Here is a 15,763-nt window from a genome sequence, read left to right as displayed (position 1 = left end):
TCCTACTGAACCATATTCACCGGTGCCTCACTGACTGACTTTGGTAGGCGCCGGTGCCTTTTTCCTTGTCGCTGCCTTCTTGCGTGGAGCTTTCGGGCGTTTTTTGGCGGCCGGCACAGGTGGCGCCGGCTCGTTCCGTACATAAGCCCCGGGCGCTGGTTCAATCACCGGCAGGTTACCGTCCTCGGAATGGCGGGCCTTCACTTCGCCGCCACCAAACTGCTCCGCCCAGGCCACCCAGTCCGGCCACCAGGAACCCTCGAATTGCCTGGCGCCTTCCAACCAGGCCTCCGGATCCAGGTTGCTGTCGTCGTTCAGTCGGTAGCCATACTTTTTCCGGTCTGGCGGATTGATGATGCCTGCGATGTGCCCCGAGCCGCCAAGCACAAAACGCACCGGCCCGCCCAGATTACGCGATCCCCGGTAACAGGAAATCCAGGGTGCGATGTGATCCTCAACGGCGGATGCGAAGTAGCAGGGGATCGTGATCTTGCCCAGGTCGATCGGGGTGCCCGCCAGTTTAATCGCGCCGGGCTCACGCAGCCGGTTGTGCAGGTACATGTTGCGCAGATAGAAGCTGTGCATGGCCGAGGGCATGCGGGTGGCGTCGCAATTCCAGTACAGGAGATCGAAGGGTGCGGTATCGCGCCCCAGCAGGTAGTTGTTGACGAAGAAGGACCAGATCAGGCTGTTGGCCCGCAGCATGTTGAAGGCTGTCGCCATGGAGGCACCCTCGAGATAGCCCTGCTTGGCCATGGCTTTTTCGATTTTGCCAATGGCGTCCTCGTCAATGAACACTTCCAGGTCCCCCACGTCCGAGAAGTCCATCAGGCTGTTGAGGAAGGTCGCGCTCTTGACCCGGTCGTCGCCTCGGGCGGCCAGCCAGGCCAGGGTGCAGCCGAGCAGGGTACCGCCGATGCAGTAGCCGACGGTGTTGACTTCGCGCTCACCGGTGGCACGCTCAATGGCGTCCATGGCGGCCACGGGCCCTTCAAGCATATAGTCTTCGAAGCTCTTATGGGCCAGTTCCGGACCGGGATTGACCCAGGAAACCACAAAAACGGTATGGCCCTGTTCCACCCAATAGCGGATGAACGACTTTCTCTCACCCAGGTCCAGGATGTAGTACTTGTTGATCCACGGCGGTATCACCAGCAGCGGCCGGCGATGCACGGTGTCGGTGGTGGGCCGGTACTGGATGAGCTGCATCAGCTCGTTCTGGAAAATGACGTCGCCGGGCGTGTTGGCCAGGTTGTCCCCCACGGTAAAGGCGTCCGGGTCGGACATGCGAAACGGCATGGGGCCCTTGCCTTCATCCAGATCACGCAGCAGGTTGGCCAGTCCGCGCAGCAGGTTCCTGCCCCGGGTCTGGACGGTCGCACGCAGCACTTCGGGGTTGCTCAGGATGAAGTTGCTCGGCGCCATGGCGTCGGTCATCTGGCTGGTGAAAAAGCGCAGCTTGCGTCTGTCGTGATCGTCCAGGTCGCGGACATCGTCGAGGGTTTCCATAATCCAGCGATTCGACAGCAGATATGCCTGTTTGATGACATTGAATGCCGTGACCTCATCCCAGGCCTGATCCCGGAAACGCCCGTCACCCGGCTCTGGTTCCGCCACCGCCAGCGGCTTGTTGCTTATTCTGCTGCTCAGCAGGCCTGCCCAGAAACTGGTGGTGTCCTTGATCAGGCGCATCTGGGCGAAAGCCAGGGTATCGGGCTGGGTCGTGAGCTTGCCGGTCAGGGTCGCAAACGGTTTGGCGATGCTCTTGATGCTGGTCGGGTTCGGAGGGCCGCCGCGTAACCGGCGCACGATGGTGCGTTTCAGCAGATGGCCACCGTGCACACCCGCCCGCACCAGTGACCGGCGCACAACGTTGGGTTCGAATTCTGACGCGGGTGAGGTCTTCACCGGTTTTTTTGACATCGTTACGCTCTCCACTCCGGGGCTGCCGGGACCGCTGGGCTACATATACACACCGCCATTCACGTTGATCTGCTGGCCGGTGATGTAGTCTCCTTCCGCCGCCAGGAAGACCACTGCCCGGGCGATTTCCTCGGGCTGCCCGAAACGGCCCATCGGGACCCGGGCGATGATCTGTTCGCGGATATTCTCGGGCACCTGGGCGAGCATCTCGGTCTCGGTAAAGCCCGGGGCAATGGCATTTACGGTAATGTTGTACTTGGCCATTTCCAGCGCCAGGGTTTTGGTGAACGCAATGATGCCGCCCTTACTGGCCGCGTAGTTGGCCTGTCCGAAATTGCCGGCCTGGCCTACGAATGAGGTGATGTTGATGATGCGGCCGTACTTCTGGTCCATCATGACTTTCAGCACTTCGGAGCAGGTGGCGTAGACGCTTCCCAGGTTGGTGTCGAGAACGTCGTTCCAGTCCTCGTCGGTGAGCTTTTTCATGGACTTGTCGCGGGTGATGCCGGCGTTGTTCACCAGGATGTCGATGCGCCCCCATTGGTCACAGACCTGACGCACAAGGCGGCGTGCCTCTGGCATCTGGGAGAGATCCGCCTGGATGGCCAACGCCCGGACACCAAGTGCTTCGATTTCCCTGGCGACCTCGTCCCCTTCGGACTGGCGTGAACGGTAGTTGATGGCGACGTCGGCGCCACGCTGGGCGAGCTGAAGTGCGATGTGTCGGCCGATGCCGCGGGAGGCACCGGTGACGATGGCGACCTTGCCTTTGAGGTCCTGCATGACACTCTCCTTGGAATCGTGACGATTCTGCTTCCGAGCAATTGTTTTTGTTGATTAGACCATCACTCTTGAAGCTAGCAGAGCTCCCACAACCTCACAAGAAATCAGCGCAGGGCCGCCCCTCAGGACGCGCGGATGAAGTTCCGCAATCGTGGCGATATCTCCTCGCGCCAGCGGCTGCCGTTGAACACACCGTAATGGCCGACGCCTGCCTGCAGGTGATGCAGGCGCCGCGCATCGGGCACATTGATACAGAGGTCGTGGGCGGCCCGGGTCTGTCCGGGACTGGAGATGTCGTCCTTCTCACCTTCGATCGTCATCAGCGCGGTGTCGTGGATGGCGGCCGGATCTACCAGGCGGCCACGGTGTCGGAAGCAGCCGCGGGCCAGGTGAAATTCCTGGAAAACACGCTGGATGGTATCCAGGTAATAGGTTGCTGGCAGATCCATCACCGCCAGGTATTCGTCGTAGAATTCGCGGTGGCGCCTGATCTTGTCGACCTTGCGGTCGCGCATGGAATTGAACAGTCCCCGGTAGGCGCCCATGTGGCGGTCCAGGTTCATGTTCATGAACCCGGCGAGCTGCAGAAAGCCCGGGTACACCTTGCGCATTGCGCCAGGATAGGGCGCGGGGACGGGGTGAACCAGATTGCGCTTGAACCAGGCGAGATTATGCTCGGTGGCCAGTTCGCAGGGCTCGGTCGGATCGACACGGCCATCAACGGGGCCACTCATCAGTGCTAGTGAGCGAGGAGCCGCCGGGTGGCGATCTTCGGCCATGATCGCGGTGGCTGCGAGCACGGGCACCACGGGCTGACAAACCGCCAGGACGTGGGTGTCCGGCCCCAGGTAGTCTATGAAGTCGATGACGTAGTCGATGTAATCGTCGAGGCCGAAATCGCCGGCTGAGAGTGGAACCTGGCAGGCGTCGCGCCAGTCAGTAATGTACACATCGTGTTCCGGCAGCATGGCCTCAACGGTGCCACGCAGCAATGAGGCAAAGTGCCCGGACAGCGGCGCCACGATCAACAGCTTCGGATCGTCGGGCCGTGCTACGCTGCGCTGGAAGTGCTTGAGCTGGGCAAAGGGTTTGCGTTTGACGATGGCTTCCCGGACGTCGACCTGCTCGCCATCACAGACGGTGGTGTGCAGGTTGAAGGCGGGTTTGGGATAGCGACGGGTCAGGTCTCCAAAGACCCCGTAGGCCGAGGCTACACTGCGCGCGCCCGGCAGATGGGACAGGGGGCTCAGCGGATGTCGCAGCAGCTTGCTGTGAGCACCGGTCATCATGCGCACGGGCATTAATGCGGCGCGGCTCATCTCGTGGGCAAAGTACATCATGGCATTGTCCTGCTTGAGGTCTGGATTGCGGCATCTTCGAGCACATCCCTTGTCTCATGCACGCCTGACGGTTATTTCCCGGGCGTTGGCCCTTCAAAACACCTTAACACACTCACGGTGGGGCGCTATCGCTCCTTTTCGTTCCGAAGTTACACCCGATTTTTCCCCGCTCCGCGGCGTTGACATGAATCATGCGTGCCAGGGCTTAAAAGGTGATAATTGGAGAACATACATCTGGTAAGAGAGATGTCGCCATGGACAAGGGTTCACCAGTATTTGTGGTTGCCTGTGATGGTTCGGTTCAATCAGTGCACGCGGCAAAAATGGCCGCACAGCTGGCCGAGGCTCTGGGCGGCCCGCTCACGCTGTTATCCGTCTTTCCCTACTCGAAGTCGTCGCCACTGGTGATCGCCGGGGCGACAACTGCTACGGCAAGGTTCTGATGAACGTTCGGGCCAAGCTGTGGGAGGAGTTGGCGAGCTGATGTTAGCCAGTCAGTCCCTGAGCCCTCGTCTGATACGGGTTGAACATGGCGTCGCTTCGGTTACGACAACAGAAATCGGGGTTCAGAGCGATAGGGCTGCGTCGAAGTCTACGGCGCTGCGCTTAACCAGCAATTTACCGTCCCGCACCGAGGCCAGCACCGGGCGCTGCCCGAGCAATACCTCGTACGGAGTCTGTCCCTGTTGCACGATGCACCGCGCCGGCATCCCCCTGGCAATGCCGTATTCCTTCAGATCCAGGGCCGCGGCACCATTGTCGGTAATGAGTTCAAGAGACCGGTTGATCTGGCTCATTCCCAGCATGTGGCAGGCGTGCAGGCCGACATCAAGGGTGCGCAGCATGTTGCCGTTGCCGATGGGATACCAGGGATCCCGGATCGAGTCCTGGCCAAAGGCGACTTTCAGGCCGGCATCCAGCAGTTCGGGTACCCGGGTCAGGCCGCGACGTTTCGGGTAGCCGTCAAAGCGGCCCTGCAGGTGCAGGCTCTCGGTGGGCATGGACAGGAACCGCAGGCCGGACTTTTTCAGTAACCGGAAAAGTCGGCTGCAGTAGGCATCGTTGTAGGAACCCATGGCGCAGGTATGGCTGGCCGAGACCCGTGAACCGTAATCCAGCCTCAGGGCTTCAGCGGCGAGAATTTCCAGGAACCGGGATTCCGGATCGTCGATTTCATCGCAGTGAACATCCACCAGCCGGTCGTGCTTGTGGGCCAGTTCCATCAGCCATCGAACCGATTCGGCACCGTAATCCCGGGTGAACTCGAAGTGGGGGATGCCGCCCACCACGTCGGCGCCCAGGCGTATGGCCTCTTCCATCAGCTCGCGGCCATTCGGGAAGGACCAGATGCCTTCCTGGGGAAAGGCAACAATCTGCAGGTCCACGTAGTCGGCGGTCTGCTCCCGCACCTCCAGCATGGCCTTGAGGGCCGTCAGGTTCGGGTCGGTCACATCAACGTGGGTTCGCACATACTGGATGCCATGGGCAGCGAACAGTTTGAGGGTCTGGGTGGCCCGGTTGATGACGTCTTCGCGGTTCAGGGTTACCTTGCGTTCGGACCAGCACTCGATGCCCTCGAACAGGGTGCCACTCTGGTTCCAGCGGGGCTCGCCGGCGGTCAGGGCGGCGTCCAGGTGGATGTGCGGTTCTACAAAAGCGGGGGTGACCAGGTTGCTGTCTGCGTCCAGTTCGTTGGCCCGGGCCGCCACCCGATCGGGCTGGGCCGTAATGTCACCGAAACAGCCATCGGTGATGGCGAGCCTATACAGGCCCTCGTGCTCGGGTAAGCGGGCATTAACTATGGCATCCAGGTGTTCGGTCATGTTGTCTCCTTACGGGAGCTGTAGGGCCGTAGTAGGTCTCAAAAAATTGGACGGCGAAATGCTAAATATAAGGTAGTTGATGCCACGTGTCCGGGATGGCACCCATTGCTTTGGTGCGGTTTCCGGTGAAAATTCCGGAAACGGTGCGCAAGTTTTGTGGGTGGTGGTTCGTGAGGCTTCCCTGCGCGGCTATAATCGCCACAAAGATTAGGCATCGAAGGGAGAGACCCCGTTGAATCACAAAGGATTACTCACCGCATGGAGCGACGATAAAGGCTTCGGTTTCATCACTCCGGCTGTCGGGGGTGAGCGCGTCTTCGCACATATCAGTGCCTATACAGGCCGCGGCCGGCCATCGGCAAACCGGGAAGTGCGGTACTCGCTTACGGAAGACCCCCAGGGCCGAATACGGGCCGGGAAGTTCCAGTACGCGGGCATAGGGAGGCTCGGCGCCAGTGTTGCGCCCGGTTTCTGGTTGGCTCTGATCGTGGCGGCTGGCGTGATAGGCGGGTTGAGCAGTGCTTATGTGTTCGGTTATCTGCCCGTTGCTATTCCGGCAGCCTATGCGGGCATGAGTCTGCTTGCGTTGGTGACGTATGGCATCGACAAAGCGGCGGCTGTGAAAGGCCATCGGCGGGTGCCGGAGAATCGCCTGCACCTGTTCGAATTGCTCTGTGGCTGGCCCGGCGCCCTGATCGCCCAGCAGCTTTTCCGCCACAAAACCCGCAAGGGTTCCTTCCAGTTTGGCTTCTGGGTTTGCGTGATATTCAACCTTGGTGCCCTCGGCTGGCTGCTGTTCTGGCCCGAGGCCGCGTTTGCACGGCGGGAACTCGGAATTGAGCATGTGTTCTTTCTAAGCCCCTTCAGCCACATCTACTGAGGGCTGTTATGGGGCTATTCGCTCAAGGTTTATTTCTGCGGTGCCCGGTTGCTCAGTCGTAAGCCGACTATTACCGTCAATGCTCCCAGCCAGATGGTTAGCGAGTATTGCTCGTGAAACCACGCCACCCCGATGATTAAACCAAACACGGCAGCCACGGCACCGAGCTGACTGTAGAAAACCGGACTGGAACGCTTCTGGAGCTCGAACCCGCAGTAGTAGGTCAATGCCGTGAGGAGGCCTTGCAGGAAGATGAGGGGCACGAACCTGAGCCCGAACTCCGGTGCAATCAGCGGTGTTCCGGATAGTCCGGCGAGTACCCCAAGCGCGGCGGCCGAGGCGAGCAGGGTGCCAGCAGCCAGTGTCATCGGCCTGGTTTGACCTGGCCATGCAACCGATCGGTAAACATTGCCAATCGACAGCGCGGCCGGGATGACCAAACCGAGGGCGAACCACAGCCCGTTCGACTGGCTCATTTCCGAGTGGCGTTGCAGGACAATCCAGGCGCAGGCCGAAACTGCGACCGACAGGCCCGCAAGCTTCGTCCAGCTTCGTTTTTCCAGGCCCATTGTGGTGGCAATCAGGAACGTGAAAATGGGTGGCAGCGCGTACATGATTCCGGTGAAGCCTGCGCCCAGTTTCGTGACCAGGAAGAAGGCGATTGCGTTGGGAATCGCGATGCCCGTTAACCCGCTGATAACAAAGTAGGTGGTCAGGCGCTTGTCGAGGACCCGCCTGATATTCGCCGAACACAACAGAAGAACCGAACCGGCGATGAGCGTCTGCCAGAACGCATAGGTGATGGCGGGCACACCATAGGCCGTGGCTGTTTTCGCCAGGGCCAGCATCAGGGCAATCAGAAATCCATTGGCCGTCAGGAGTCCCCAGATAATGGCCTTGGGTGGTAAGGCTAGGCGCTGCTGTATCGAGGCGAACATCGTCGGCTTCTCCAACGTGAAACGGTGAACGTGGGAAGCCTCAGTGTGCCGGAGTTCATTGGATTGATAATTGGAGCTACTCGAACAATACTTGTTCCAAATTGGAAAATATCAGGGGTGAGTGTGGCCACCGACAAGCTCGTTGCCATGAAGATCTTTCGGCGCGTCGCGGAACTGGGCAGTTTCACGAAAGCGGCGGATGATCTGGACATTACCGCCTCGACCGTCAGCAAGCACATCGCTTTTCTGGAGCAGGATCTCGATACCCGCCTGATCAACCGCACAACCCGTCGCATGAATCTCACGGATGCCGGCCTCGCTTTTCTGAGGCGGACCCAGGCCCTACTGGATGATCTCGAGGACGCCGAACTGGAGGCCCGGGGCTTTCAGGCGGAGCCAAAGGGCTCGATCCGAATCAACGTGCCGATGTCCTTTGGCCTGACCCACATCACGGAGGCCATCGACAGCTTCCTGAATCGATACCCGGAGATTGAGGTCGACCTGCAACTCAGTGATCGCATGGTCGATCTGGTCGAGCAGGGCGTAGACATTGCGATCCGGGTACGCAGTTCGCTTTCCGATTCGAGTCTGCTTGCCAAGCCGCTCAGGAAATCCAGGAACATCGTCTGTGCCTCGCCCCGCTATCTGGAAAGTGCGCCAGCGATTCGCTCACCTGCCGACCTTGAGCGGCATAACTGCCTGGCCTTTACCTTTCACGACCGGCCCCGAGTCTGGGAACTGGGGGGAGAGGAAGTCACCGTGAACGGTAATTTCCGGACCGACAGCAGCCTCGCGATCCGCCAGAGCTTGCTAAGAGGCATGGGGGTGGGGTTGTTGCCGCGCTTTCTGGTGCAGGACGATATCGAGAACGGCGCGTTGATCCCCCTGCTCGAAGCCTTCCCGCCCCAGCCCTACACCGTCTTCGCGCTTTTCCCCCCGGGCCGAAAGCAGCCGACGAAAGTGCGGCTGTTGCTGGAACACCTTGACCGACATCTCGGCGACAGGCCGTATTGGGAGTAGGTCGGCCTGCTCAAAGGGGACCAATTTCGAGGGGTTATTTTTTTCAGAAAGGAAACTATATAGTTCCATTTTATCCGTTTAAGCATCTCTGAAGGTTTCATAAAGTGGCGACTTCAACCTGAAGGAGGCACTGTTATGAAACCCCAAGCCAAACCGTTATCTTCCATCCATGCGGCCCTGGACTGGCGTTATGCGGTTCGTGAATTCTCGCCAGAAAAGCTGAGCACCCAGGCCGTTGAGACGCTGATCGACGCGGCCCGGAAAAGCGCTTCTTCCTATGGCTTACAGCCCTACAAGATGATCCTTGTTGAATCCGACGCGGTGCGTAGAGACCTGTTGCCGCATTCCTTCGGGCAAGAGAAGGTGCTGGACAGCTCCCATCTGGTTGTCTTCGCTGCAGATACTGCAATCGACGATCAAACGGTAGATCGCTACGTGGAGCAGTACTTGAAGGTCAGAGGGGGGAGCTACGAAGATATCGCGGGCTATGCCAGCCATATCAAGCAATCGCTGGCCTCCAAGTCACCGGCGGGAAAAAGAGAATGGGCGCACCAGCAAGCCTACATCGCGCTTGGAACGTTGCTGACCGCCGCGGCGGTTCTTCAAATTGATAGTTGCCCGATGACCGGCTTTGATCGGCAAGCGTACGACCAGGTGTTGGGATTGACTGAACGCGGGCTCGAGAGCTCGTCTATTGTGGCCCTGGGACATCGAAGTGCGCGGGATCACAGTGCCGGATTGGCGAAAGTCCGCTTTGATTACGAGGATGTTGTCATCCGGATGTAGCGAAAGGTTGGGGGGCGGCAGGTCGATGGTGTTGGTTGTCGGCGCCAGAACCCGGGCGTCCTTTAAGTAAGGACTCAAGCCCCCATGGTTGTAAGTGTTAACGTTTTATCAATCACCACGGGAGGCAATTACCGATGAGCACCTACAAAGCGATCAAGCTAGTGAAGCGGCCAGCCGGGACGATCGGTCCGGAACTGTTCGAGGTGGTGGAAAAAGACGTACCGGAGCCCGCCGACGGCGAAGTGCTGGTCCGCCAGACTTATATGTCTCTCGACCCGGCGATGATGGGCTGGATGAGTGAGGACACCGACAGCTACATTCCACGAGTGGAGCTGGGTGACGTCATGCGCTCCTCGGGCATTGGTGAGGTCGTTGCCTCCAAGCATCCGGACTTTGCCGTGGGCGATCAGGTCATCGGGATGTTTGGCTGGCAGGAGATGGCCCTGACCGATGGCTCGGGCGTGAACAAGGTGGATAAGAGCCTGCCCCCGGAAATGGCGCTGTCGGTTTTTGCACTTCCGGGATTGACGGCTACCCAGGGCCTGTATGGCTATGGTCACCCCAAGAAGGGCGAGACCCTGGTGGTGTCTGGAGCCGCCGGCTCTGTCGGCTCGATCGTGGGTCAATTGGCCAAGGCCGACGGCCTGCGGGTGATCGGTGTAGTCGGAAGCGATGAGAAGGCGGACTGGATCGTCAATGAACTCGGTTTCGACGGTGCCGTAAATTACAAGACAGACGATCTTGGCGCGAAACTGGACGAATTGGCGCCGGATGGTATCGACGTCTATTTCGAGAACACCGGTGGCCCCATCCAGGACTATGTGTTCGAACGGATGAATGCCCATGGCCGTATCGTGGTGTGTGGCATGATTGCCGACTACACCTCAGCCAACCCGCGCCCTGGCCCGAACTGGATGCGCATCATCAAGAAACGCCTGTCCATTCAGGGCTTCACCATGCCCGATCACAGGGACAAGACGAAAGAGCTGCATGCCAAGCTGACGCCTTACGTTCAGAACGGACAAATCAAATACCGGACACACGTTCTGGAAGGGCTGGAGTCGGCCATGAGTGGGTTGTCTCTGTTCCTGACCGGTGAGAACAAAGGCAAGCTGATGGTGAAGCTCTGAGGCCTGTGTTCCCGTTGCCCTATGGGGCGACGGGGCGATGGTATTCCGGCAGCCGGGGGCTCTGTGCCATTGGGAAAACCCGCCATTTTCCTTTGGATAATGAGTGCGGGTCTGCCGCTTGTGCGGGAAGCTGGAATACGTGATGAGCACGCGATCCGAATGGGTCGATGGCTGAGTCGACGTACTGGTAACTCTCGGGCACCGATTTGCCGGGGCGAGCGATAATGAAACTTCTGTTTACGGCCTCCCGGGAAGTCACTAAGGACTGCTCTATCCAGAGGTAAACGCCCTGCGCACCGACCAGGTATTCGCACAGAACCACACGAAAGTCAGGCATAAGTTTGAGAGCTGTCGGTTCTTTTCCATAGCAGATCAGATACGTGTTGGTGACTTTCATGTGCCTTGCCTCCCGTTCTTGTCTTCCACATTTTTACGGTTTGCCGAGGCTTAGAGAATCGGGTTTTTTGGGGTTTATGCTCTGCTTTTTTCGATTAATGGCTACAGTCGATCTTTGATTACCTGTGCCCCTTTACTTCGCGGCTTGTAATCGGGGGAGCAGCTCTTCCAACGGAACCGGTCGGCTGTACAAAAAACCCTGGTACAACATGCACCTATGCTGATTCAGAAAAGCCTCCTGAACCTCGTTTTCCACGCCCTCTGCCACCGTTGTCAGGTTAAATTGGTGCGCGATGTTGATGATGGTTTTGACGAGAAGGGCATCGTTTGGGGCGTTTTCCACATCCATTATGAAGGACCGGTCGATCTTGATTTCATCAATAGGGAGGCGCTTGAGGTAGCTGAGCGATGAGTAGCCGGTTCCGAAGTCATCCAGTGACACCCCGATGCCCAGTGCGCGCAAGTGTTTCAGTCGCTCTACCGTGTCCTCGAAATCATTGATGACCACGCCTTCGGTGATCTCCAGTATCAAAAAACGGCGCGGGATGCTGTAGCGTTTGATCAGATCGGCAACGGTGGACATGAAACTGGGATGCCGAAACTGGTACGGACTGATATTCACAGATAGCCGCGATGGAGGTTCCGGCAGGTCCATTACCTGTTCAATGCTGCGGCTCAGGATATGTGCATCCAGGTCATAAATGATACCGCTGTCTTCGGCAATGGCAATAAATTCGTCGGGAGGAATAAAGCCGTGTTCTGGGTGCTGCCAGCGCGCGAGCGCCTCAACGCCGATGATCTTCCGCTCCGAGCTGAGTTGGGGCTGGAAGTATACCTCCAGCGCGTGGTTTTTAACGGCCTCTCGCAGATCCTTTTCCAGGTTCAGGCGCTTGACTACTGCTTCCTGCATTTTGGTCTGGAAGAACGCGATCCGGTTGCGCCCGGTGTCCTTGGCGCTATACATGGCGGTGTCGGCCTGTTTGATGATGTCGTCGAGGCTCTCTTCTTTGTCCGGAAACAGGTAGATGCCGATACTCGAGGTGGCGAAAACGCTTTGGTGTTCTATGTCGTAGGCACGTGAAATGCTCTTCTGTATGCTCTCGCCCATCCGCTCAGCCGTCAGGCTGGCGGCTTCCCTGTCCGAACCCAGGTGCTTGAGCAGGATCACGAACTCGTCGCCACCAAAGCGGGCCACCGTGTCCTCCTCGCGAACCTGCCCGCGAAGGACTTCGGCGATCTGGATCAAGAGTTGATCTCCCAGCGAATGCCCAAGGGAGTCGTTGATTTGTTTGAATCGGTCCAGGTCGACAAACAGCAAGGCGTTGTAATAGCCATGGCGTCGACTGCTGGCCAGAGACTGATCAATTCGGTCCGTCATCAGGCGGCGATTGGGTAGGTTGGTCAAACTGTCGTAATAGGCGTGGAAGCGAATCTCTTCCTCGGCTTGCTTGCGTTCGGTGATGTCCCTGACGATGGCGCAGATGGCGGGAGACTCTCCCTCACCAACAACGGTCAGCAGGACCTCGGCCGGAAACACATCGCCCTGCCGGGTCTGATGCAGCCATTCAAAGCGGTGGCTGCCCTTCTGGAAGGCGCAGCGAATCATTTCATCCGCCCTGTCTTTCGACGGTTGCCCGTCTGCCTGGAACGGCGGCGACAGCTCGGAGGGATGTACGCCCAGAAATTCCTGCTTGTCATGACAACCAAAGAGCTCCAGGCAGGCGGGGTTGCCGTCGGTAAACGCCCCATTTTCCAGGATCATCATCGCATCCGCGGTGCGTTCGAAGAGCGCCTGGTACTGCTTCCGGAGGGTAGAGAGATTTTCTTCGGTTGCTACGAGCTGCGCCCGTTGTCGCTCTATCAGCGCATCCCGGCGCCGGCCGAGAGACTGTTTCCCTTGGCGGCCGGACCGAGCGGATTTTCTGAGGGGGAATCGCACGCCTGGCAATGTCCTGATCCGTTGATGACTGTGGACTGTTCTGTAAGTGTAGTGAGTTTCTGTGAGGTTTGTCGGGATGAGGTAACATCCTGCGGCTTTCCTGCCTGCGTGATAGGCTAATTCTCAAGCTCATGTCATTTCTCAAAGAGAGCCGCATATGATCAAAGGCCTGGCGCTCCATAACCGCGACCAGCTGGCTATCCTGGCCATCGCGGAGAACAATGCAGACCTGGACGCTACTGCCCGGAAGAGCGAGCTTTCGTGGCATTTTTAGAGCCTATTCAATGGTTAGCTACTAATCTGGCAAGCCCTACTTTTGTCAACTGGTTGTGGAGGAGCAATGGAACAGCCCACTGAAGTCCAGCCGTCGGGTGCGGAGGAAGACAAGCGGGCGCTCTGGTCCTGGGCGCTGTATGACTGGGCCAACAGCGCCTTTTTTACCATCATTCTGACGTTCGTCTTCGCCCAGTACTTCAGTGTGTCAGTGGTGCAGGATGAGGTCGCCGGCACTAACGCCTGGGGCAATATTGTGGGCGTCGCCGGGGTCTTTATCGCGATCCTTGCACCGATGCTCGGGGCTGTTGCGGACCAGTCCGGGCGTCGCAAGCCCTGGCTGATCAGCTTTACCCTCCTGTGCGTCATTTCATCAGCCATGCTGTGGACCATCACGCCGGATCAGGACCAGTTCTGGAGCGCCGCACTCTGGGTGGGCCTCGGTACCCTGGGCGCCGAATTTGCCTTCATTTTTTACAACTCCATGCTGCCGGATATGGCCAGTCAGGAACGCACGGGCCGCTGGTCGGGCTGGGCCTGGGGTCTGGGGTACGTGGGCGGCGTCACCAGTCTGGTGATTGCCCTGTACGGGTTCATCGAGGCCGACGCCAATCTCTTCAACCTGGACCGGGATCAGGCTGAACACGTGCGCGCCACCTTTGTTCTCGTGGCTGTCTGGTACCTGATCTTCGCCCTTCCGGCCTTTATCTTCACCCCGGACCGGCCCTCGACAGGGCTGGGGCTGGGCGAGGCTACCCGCGCAGGATTTGCGCAACTGAAAGAGTCCATCGCCCACGTTCGCCAGTACAAAGACATTGTGCGCTTCCTGATCGCTCGCATGCTGTACACCGACGGCCTTGCTACTATCTTCACATTCGGGGGCGTATACGCGGCCGGGACCTTCAATATGAGCCCCACCGAGGTCCTGCAATTTGCCATTACCCTGAACGTGACGGCGGGCCTTGGGGCACTGGGGTTCGCCTGGATTGATGACGCCCTTGGCGGGCGCAACACTATCCTTCTGGCGCTGATTGGCCTGGGCAGTAGCGCACTCGCTATCCTGGTAGTGGATGGCGCCACTGCGTTCTGGGTGTGGGGTATGATCCTCGGTATTTTCGTGGGGCCTCTGCAATCGGCGAGCCGGTCACACCTGGCCCGGGTCGCGCCACCTCACCTCCAGACACAGATGTTCGGCCTGTTCGCCTTTTCCGGCAAGGCTACCGCCTTTGCCGGCCCGTTGCTGGTGGGCTGGGTGACGGCGATAACCGATAGCCAGCGCTGGGGCATGAGTACCATTCTGGTGTTCCTGCTGATTGGCTTTGTGCTGATGCTGAAGGTTCCTCCGACGGAGGCCCGGAAAACTGGCTGATGCGAATTCGGGAAGGTCCCCCTGGACAACAGGGCGGCGGCGCAAGACTTCGAAAACCCGTTTCTGGAGATAAGATGGCAAAGCCCACGGAAGCCCGGCAGCGGGCGATACTCGAACGGCTGGAAAAGTTCAGCCGGTTTACCGACAGCAGCATCCCGATTCCATTTACCCGCGTAACGATTGGTGTGGAGGCGGTCATCGGTCTGTTACCCGGGATTGGCGACCTCGTCGGCCTGGTGTTGGCAAGCTACGTGCTCGTCGAAGCCCATCGCGCGGGCGCCGGCACGGCGCTCAAACTGCGTATGGTGCGCAATATGGGCATCGACTTTCTGGGTGGTCTGTTGCCGGTGGTGGGCGATGCCTTCGATGCCGTCTACAAAGCCAATACCCGCAATACCCGTTTGCTCAAACACTACCTTGAAGAACAGCTCGCGGTAGTGCCGCCAAGGCAACCGTTCCCCTGGATGACCCTGATCGGGTTGTCTATCCTGTTTGCGGTTATTACGGGTGGGTTAACGCTCATTTTTTAGGGGATCGCTGGCTCACATGCCTCGCTCTGACGGGCATGAAGCTGTGCCTACAGATCAGATGGTTGTTTGATTTTTATACAATCGCCCAGTGTTGACCTGAATCAATCAAGCCGATCCTCAAGCGGTGATAATCGGAGAACACACGTCATTCAAAAGAGGTGTCACCATGGACAAGGGTTCTCCGAGTATTGTGGTTGCATGTGATGGTTCGGTTCAGTCACTGAGTGCGGCAAAAATGGGCGCGGAACTGGCTGAGGCCACCGGGCACCCGCTCAGACTGTTAACGGTATATCCCGCGTCGAAGGAATCGGTGCTGGTCATTTCCGGTGTGGAACACAATGAGATTGAAGCTGGCAAGCAGCAGCACAGTCGGAAAGTGTTCGATGCTGCGAAAGATGCAATTGGTGGACGGACCGATGCGACAGAGGAGATTCTTCTCAGCGGCGACCCGGCCCACGAAATCATCGAATACATGAACGCTCACCCGGGTACTCACCTGGTGCTGGGGCGGCGCGGTCACTCCCTGGTGCGCAGTCTTACCCTTGGTAGTGTCAGCGAGAAGATTGTCAGGCATGTCCATGGGGCGGTGACCGTCGTGGGGCAGTGAGGCTCGTCCGTGACGGGCCCGATTGA

Annotated in this window: 15 protein-coding genes; 8 read left to right on the top strand and 7 right to left on the bottom strand. The window is 58.7% G+C overall.

Annotation, left to right across the window (positions count from 1 at the left end; translation table 11 throughout):
• Window positions 1-27: 27 nt before the first annotated feature.
• The 3 genes from KZO34_RS05685 to KZO34_RS05675 all read right to left on the bottom strand — a co-directional run bounded on the left by KZO34_RS05685 (window position 28) and on the right by KZO34_RS05675 (window position 3,992).
• Window positions 28-1,923: a PHA/PHB synthase family protein gene (locus KZO34_RS05685; protein ID WP_219474207.1), complete on the bottom strand. Its 1,896-nt coding sequence runs from the start codon at window positions 1,921-1,923 to the stop codon at window positions 28-30.
• A 39-nt stretch (window positions 1,924-1,962) separates the two neighbouring features.
• Window positions 1,963-2,706, bottom strand: a complete 744-nt coding sequence (gene fabG, locus KZO34_RS05680; RefSeq protein WP_219474206.1) for a 3-oxoacyl-[acyl-carrier-protein] reductase — start codon at window positions 2,704-2,706, stop codon at window positions 1,963-1,965.
• A gap of 122 nt (window positions 2,707-2,828) precedes the next feature.
• Window positions 2,829-3,992: a polyhydroxyalkanoate depolymerase gene (locus KZO34_RS05675; RefSeq protein ID WP_374706527.1), complete on the bottom strand. Its 1,164-nt coding sequence runs from the start codon at window positions 3,990-3,992 to the stop codon at window positions 2,829-2,831.
• Window positions 3,993-4,300: 308 nt separating this feature from the next.
• Here KZO34_RS05675 and KZO34_RS05670 point away from each other — a divergent pair, with 308 nt between their 5' ends.
• Window positions 4,301-4,489, top strand: coding sequence for a universal stress protein (locus tag KZO34_RS05670; RefSeq protein ID WP_219474202.1), 189 nt, complete (start codon window positions 4,301-4,303; stop codon window positions 4,487-4,489).
• Window positions 4,490-4,612: 123 nt separating this feature from the next.
• Here KZO34_RS05670 and codA read toward each other — a convergent pair whose 3' ends face one another.
• Window positions 4,613-5,869, bottom strand: coding sequence for a cytosine deaminase (gene codA, locus KZO34_RS05665; RefSeq protein WP_219474200.1), 1,257 nt, complete (start codon window positions 5,867-5,869; stop codon window positions 4,613-4,615).
• A 232-nt stretch (window positions 5,870-6,101) separates the two neighbouring features.
• Here codA and KZO34_RS05660 point away from each other — a divergent pair, with 232 nt between their 5' ends.
• Window positions 6,102-6,749 carry a DUF1294 domain-containing protein gene (locus KZO34_RS05660; protein ID WP_219474199.1) on the top strand — a complete coding sequence of 216 codons (648 nt, stop codon included), beginning with the start codon at window positions 6,102-6,104 and terminating at the stop codon, window positions 6,747-6,749.
• A 29-nt stretch (window positions 6,750-6,778) separates the two neighbouring features.
• On the opposite strand, the gene KZO34_RS05655 is transcribed toward KZO34_RS05660, so the two are convergent.
• Window positions 6,779-7,687, bottom strand: a complete 909-nt coding sequence (locus KZO34_RS05655; protein ID WP_219474197.1) for a DMT family transporter — start codon at window positions 7,685-7,687, stop codon at window positions 6,779-6,781.
• A 123-nt stretch (window positions 7,688-7,810) separates the two neighbouring features.
• Here KZO34_RS05655 and KZO34_RS05650 point away from each other — a divergent pair, with 123 nt between their 5' ends.
• From KZO34_RS05650 to KZO34_RS05640, 3 genes are all read left to right on the top strand, one after another.
• On the top strand, window positions 7,811-8,707 hold the full coding sequence (locus KZO34_RS05650; protein ID WP_219474195.1) for a LysR family transcriptional regulator: 897 nt from the start codon (window positions 7,811-7,813) through the stop codon (window positions 8,705-8,707).
• Between the two features lie 135 nt (window positions 8,708-8,842).
• Complete coding sequence (locus KZO34_RS05645) at window positions 8,843-9,493, top strand: NAD(P)H-dependent oxidoreductase (protein WP_219474193.1); 651 nt, start codon at window positions 8,843-8,845, stop codon at window positions 9,491-9,493.
• Between the two features lie 134 nt (window positions 9,494-9,627).
• Window positions 9,628-10,623 (top strand): NADP-dependent oxidoreductase, encoded by a 996-nt coding sequence (locus KZO34_RS05640; RefSeq protein ID WP_219474191.1) that lies wholly within the window; start codon window positions 9,628-9,630, stop codon window positions 10,621-10,623.
• Between the two features lie 19 nt (window positions 10,624-10,642).
• On the opposite strand, the gene KZO34_RS05635 is transcribed toward KZO34_RS05640, so the two are convergent.
• Both KZO34_RS05635 and KZO34_RS05630 read right to left on the bottom strand, forming a co-directional pair.
• On the bottom strand, window positions 10,643-11,020 hold the full coding sequence (locus KZO34_RS05635) for a DUF7352 domain-containing protein (RefSeq protein WP_219474189.1): 378 nt from the start codon (window positions 11,018-11,020) through the stop codon (window positions 10,643-10,645).
• A 132-nt stretch (window positions 11,021-11,152) separates the two neighbouring features.
• Window positions 11,153-12,958 (bottom strand): putative bifunctional diguanylate cyclase/phosphodiesterase, encoded by a 1,806-nt coding sequence (locus KZO34_RS05630; RefSeq protein WP_219474187.1) that lies wholly within the window; start codon window positions 12,956-12,958, stop codon window positions 11,153-11,155.
• Between the two features lie 340 nt (window positions 12,959-13,298).
• Between KZO34_RS05630 and KZO34_RS05625 the strand changes: the two genes are divergently transcribed.
• The 3 genes from KZO34_RS05625 (at window position 13,299) to KZO34_RS05615 (ending at window position 15,737) form a co-directional block, all read left to right on the top strand.
• Window positions 13,299-14,600 (top strand): MFS transporter, encoded by a 1,302-nt coding sequence (locus tag KZO34_RS05625; RefSeq protein WP_219474186.1) that lies wholly within the window; start codon window positions 13,299-13,301, stop codon window positions 14,598-14,600.
• A 74-nt stretch (window positions 14,601-14,674) separates the two neighbouring features.
• On the top strand, window positions 14,675-15,130 hold the full coding sequence (locus KZO34_RS05620; protein ID WP_219474184.1) for a DUF4112 domain-containing protein: 456 nt from the start codon (window positions 14,675-14,677) through the stop codon (window positions 15,128-15,130).
• A 166-nt stretch (window positions 15,131-15,296) separates the two neighbouring features.
• Window positions 15,297-15,737 (top strand): universal stress protein, encoded by a 441-nt coding sequence (locus tag KZO34_RS05615; protein ID WP_219474183.1) that lies wholly within the window; start codon window positions 15,297-15,299, stop codon window positions 15,735-15,737.
• Window positions 15,738-15,763 lie beyond the last annotated feature (26 nt).

Source organism: Marinobacter sp. F4206 (genome assembly GCF_019392195.1).
Taxonomy (GTDB): domain Bacteria; phylum Pseudomonadota; class Gammaproteobacteria; order Pseudomonadales; family Oleiphilaceae; genus Marinobacter.
The sequence above is the reverse complement of the archived record's forward strand: the minus strand, read 5'-3'. Positions and strand labels throughout refer to the sequence as shown.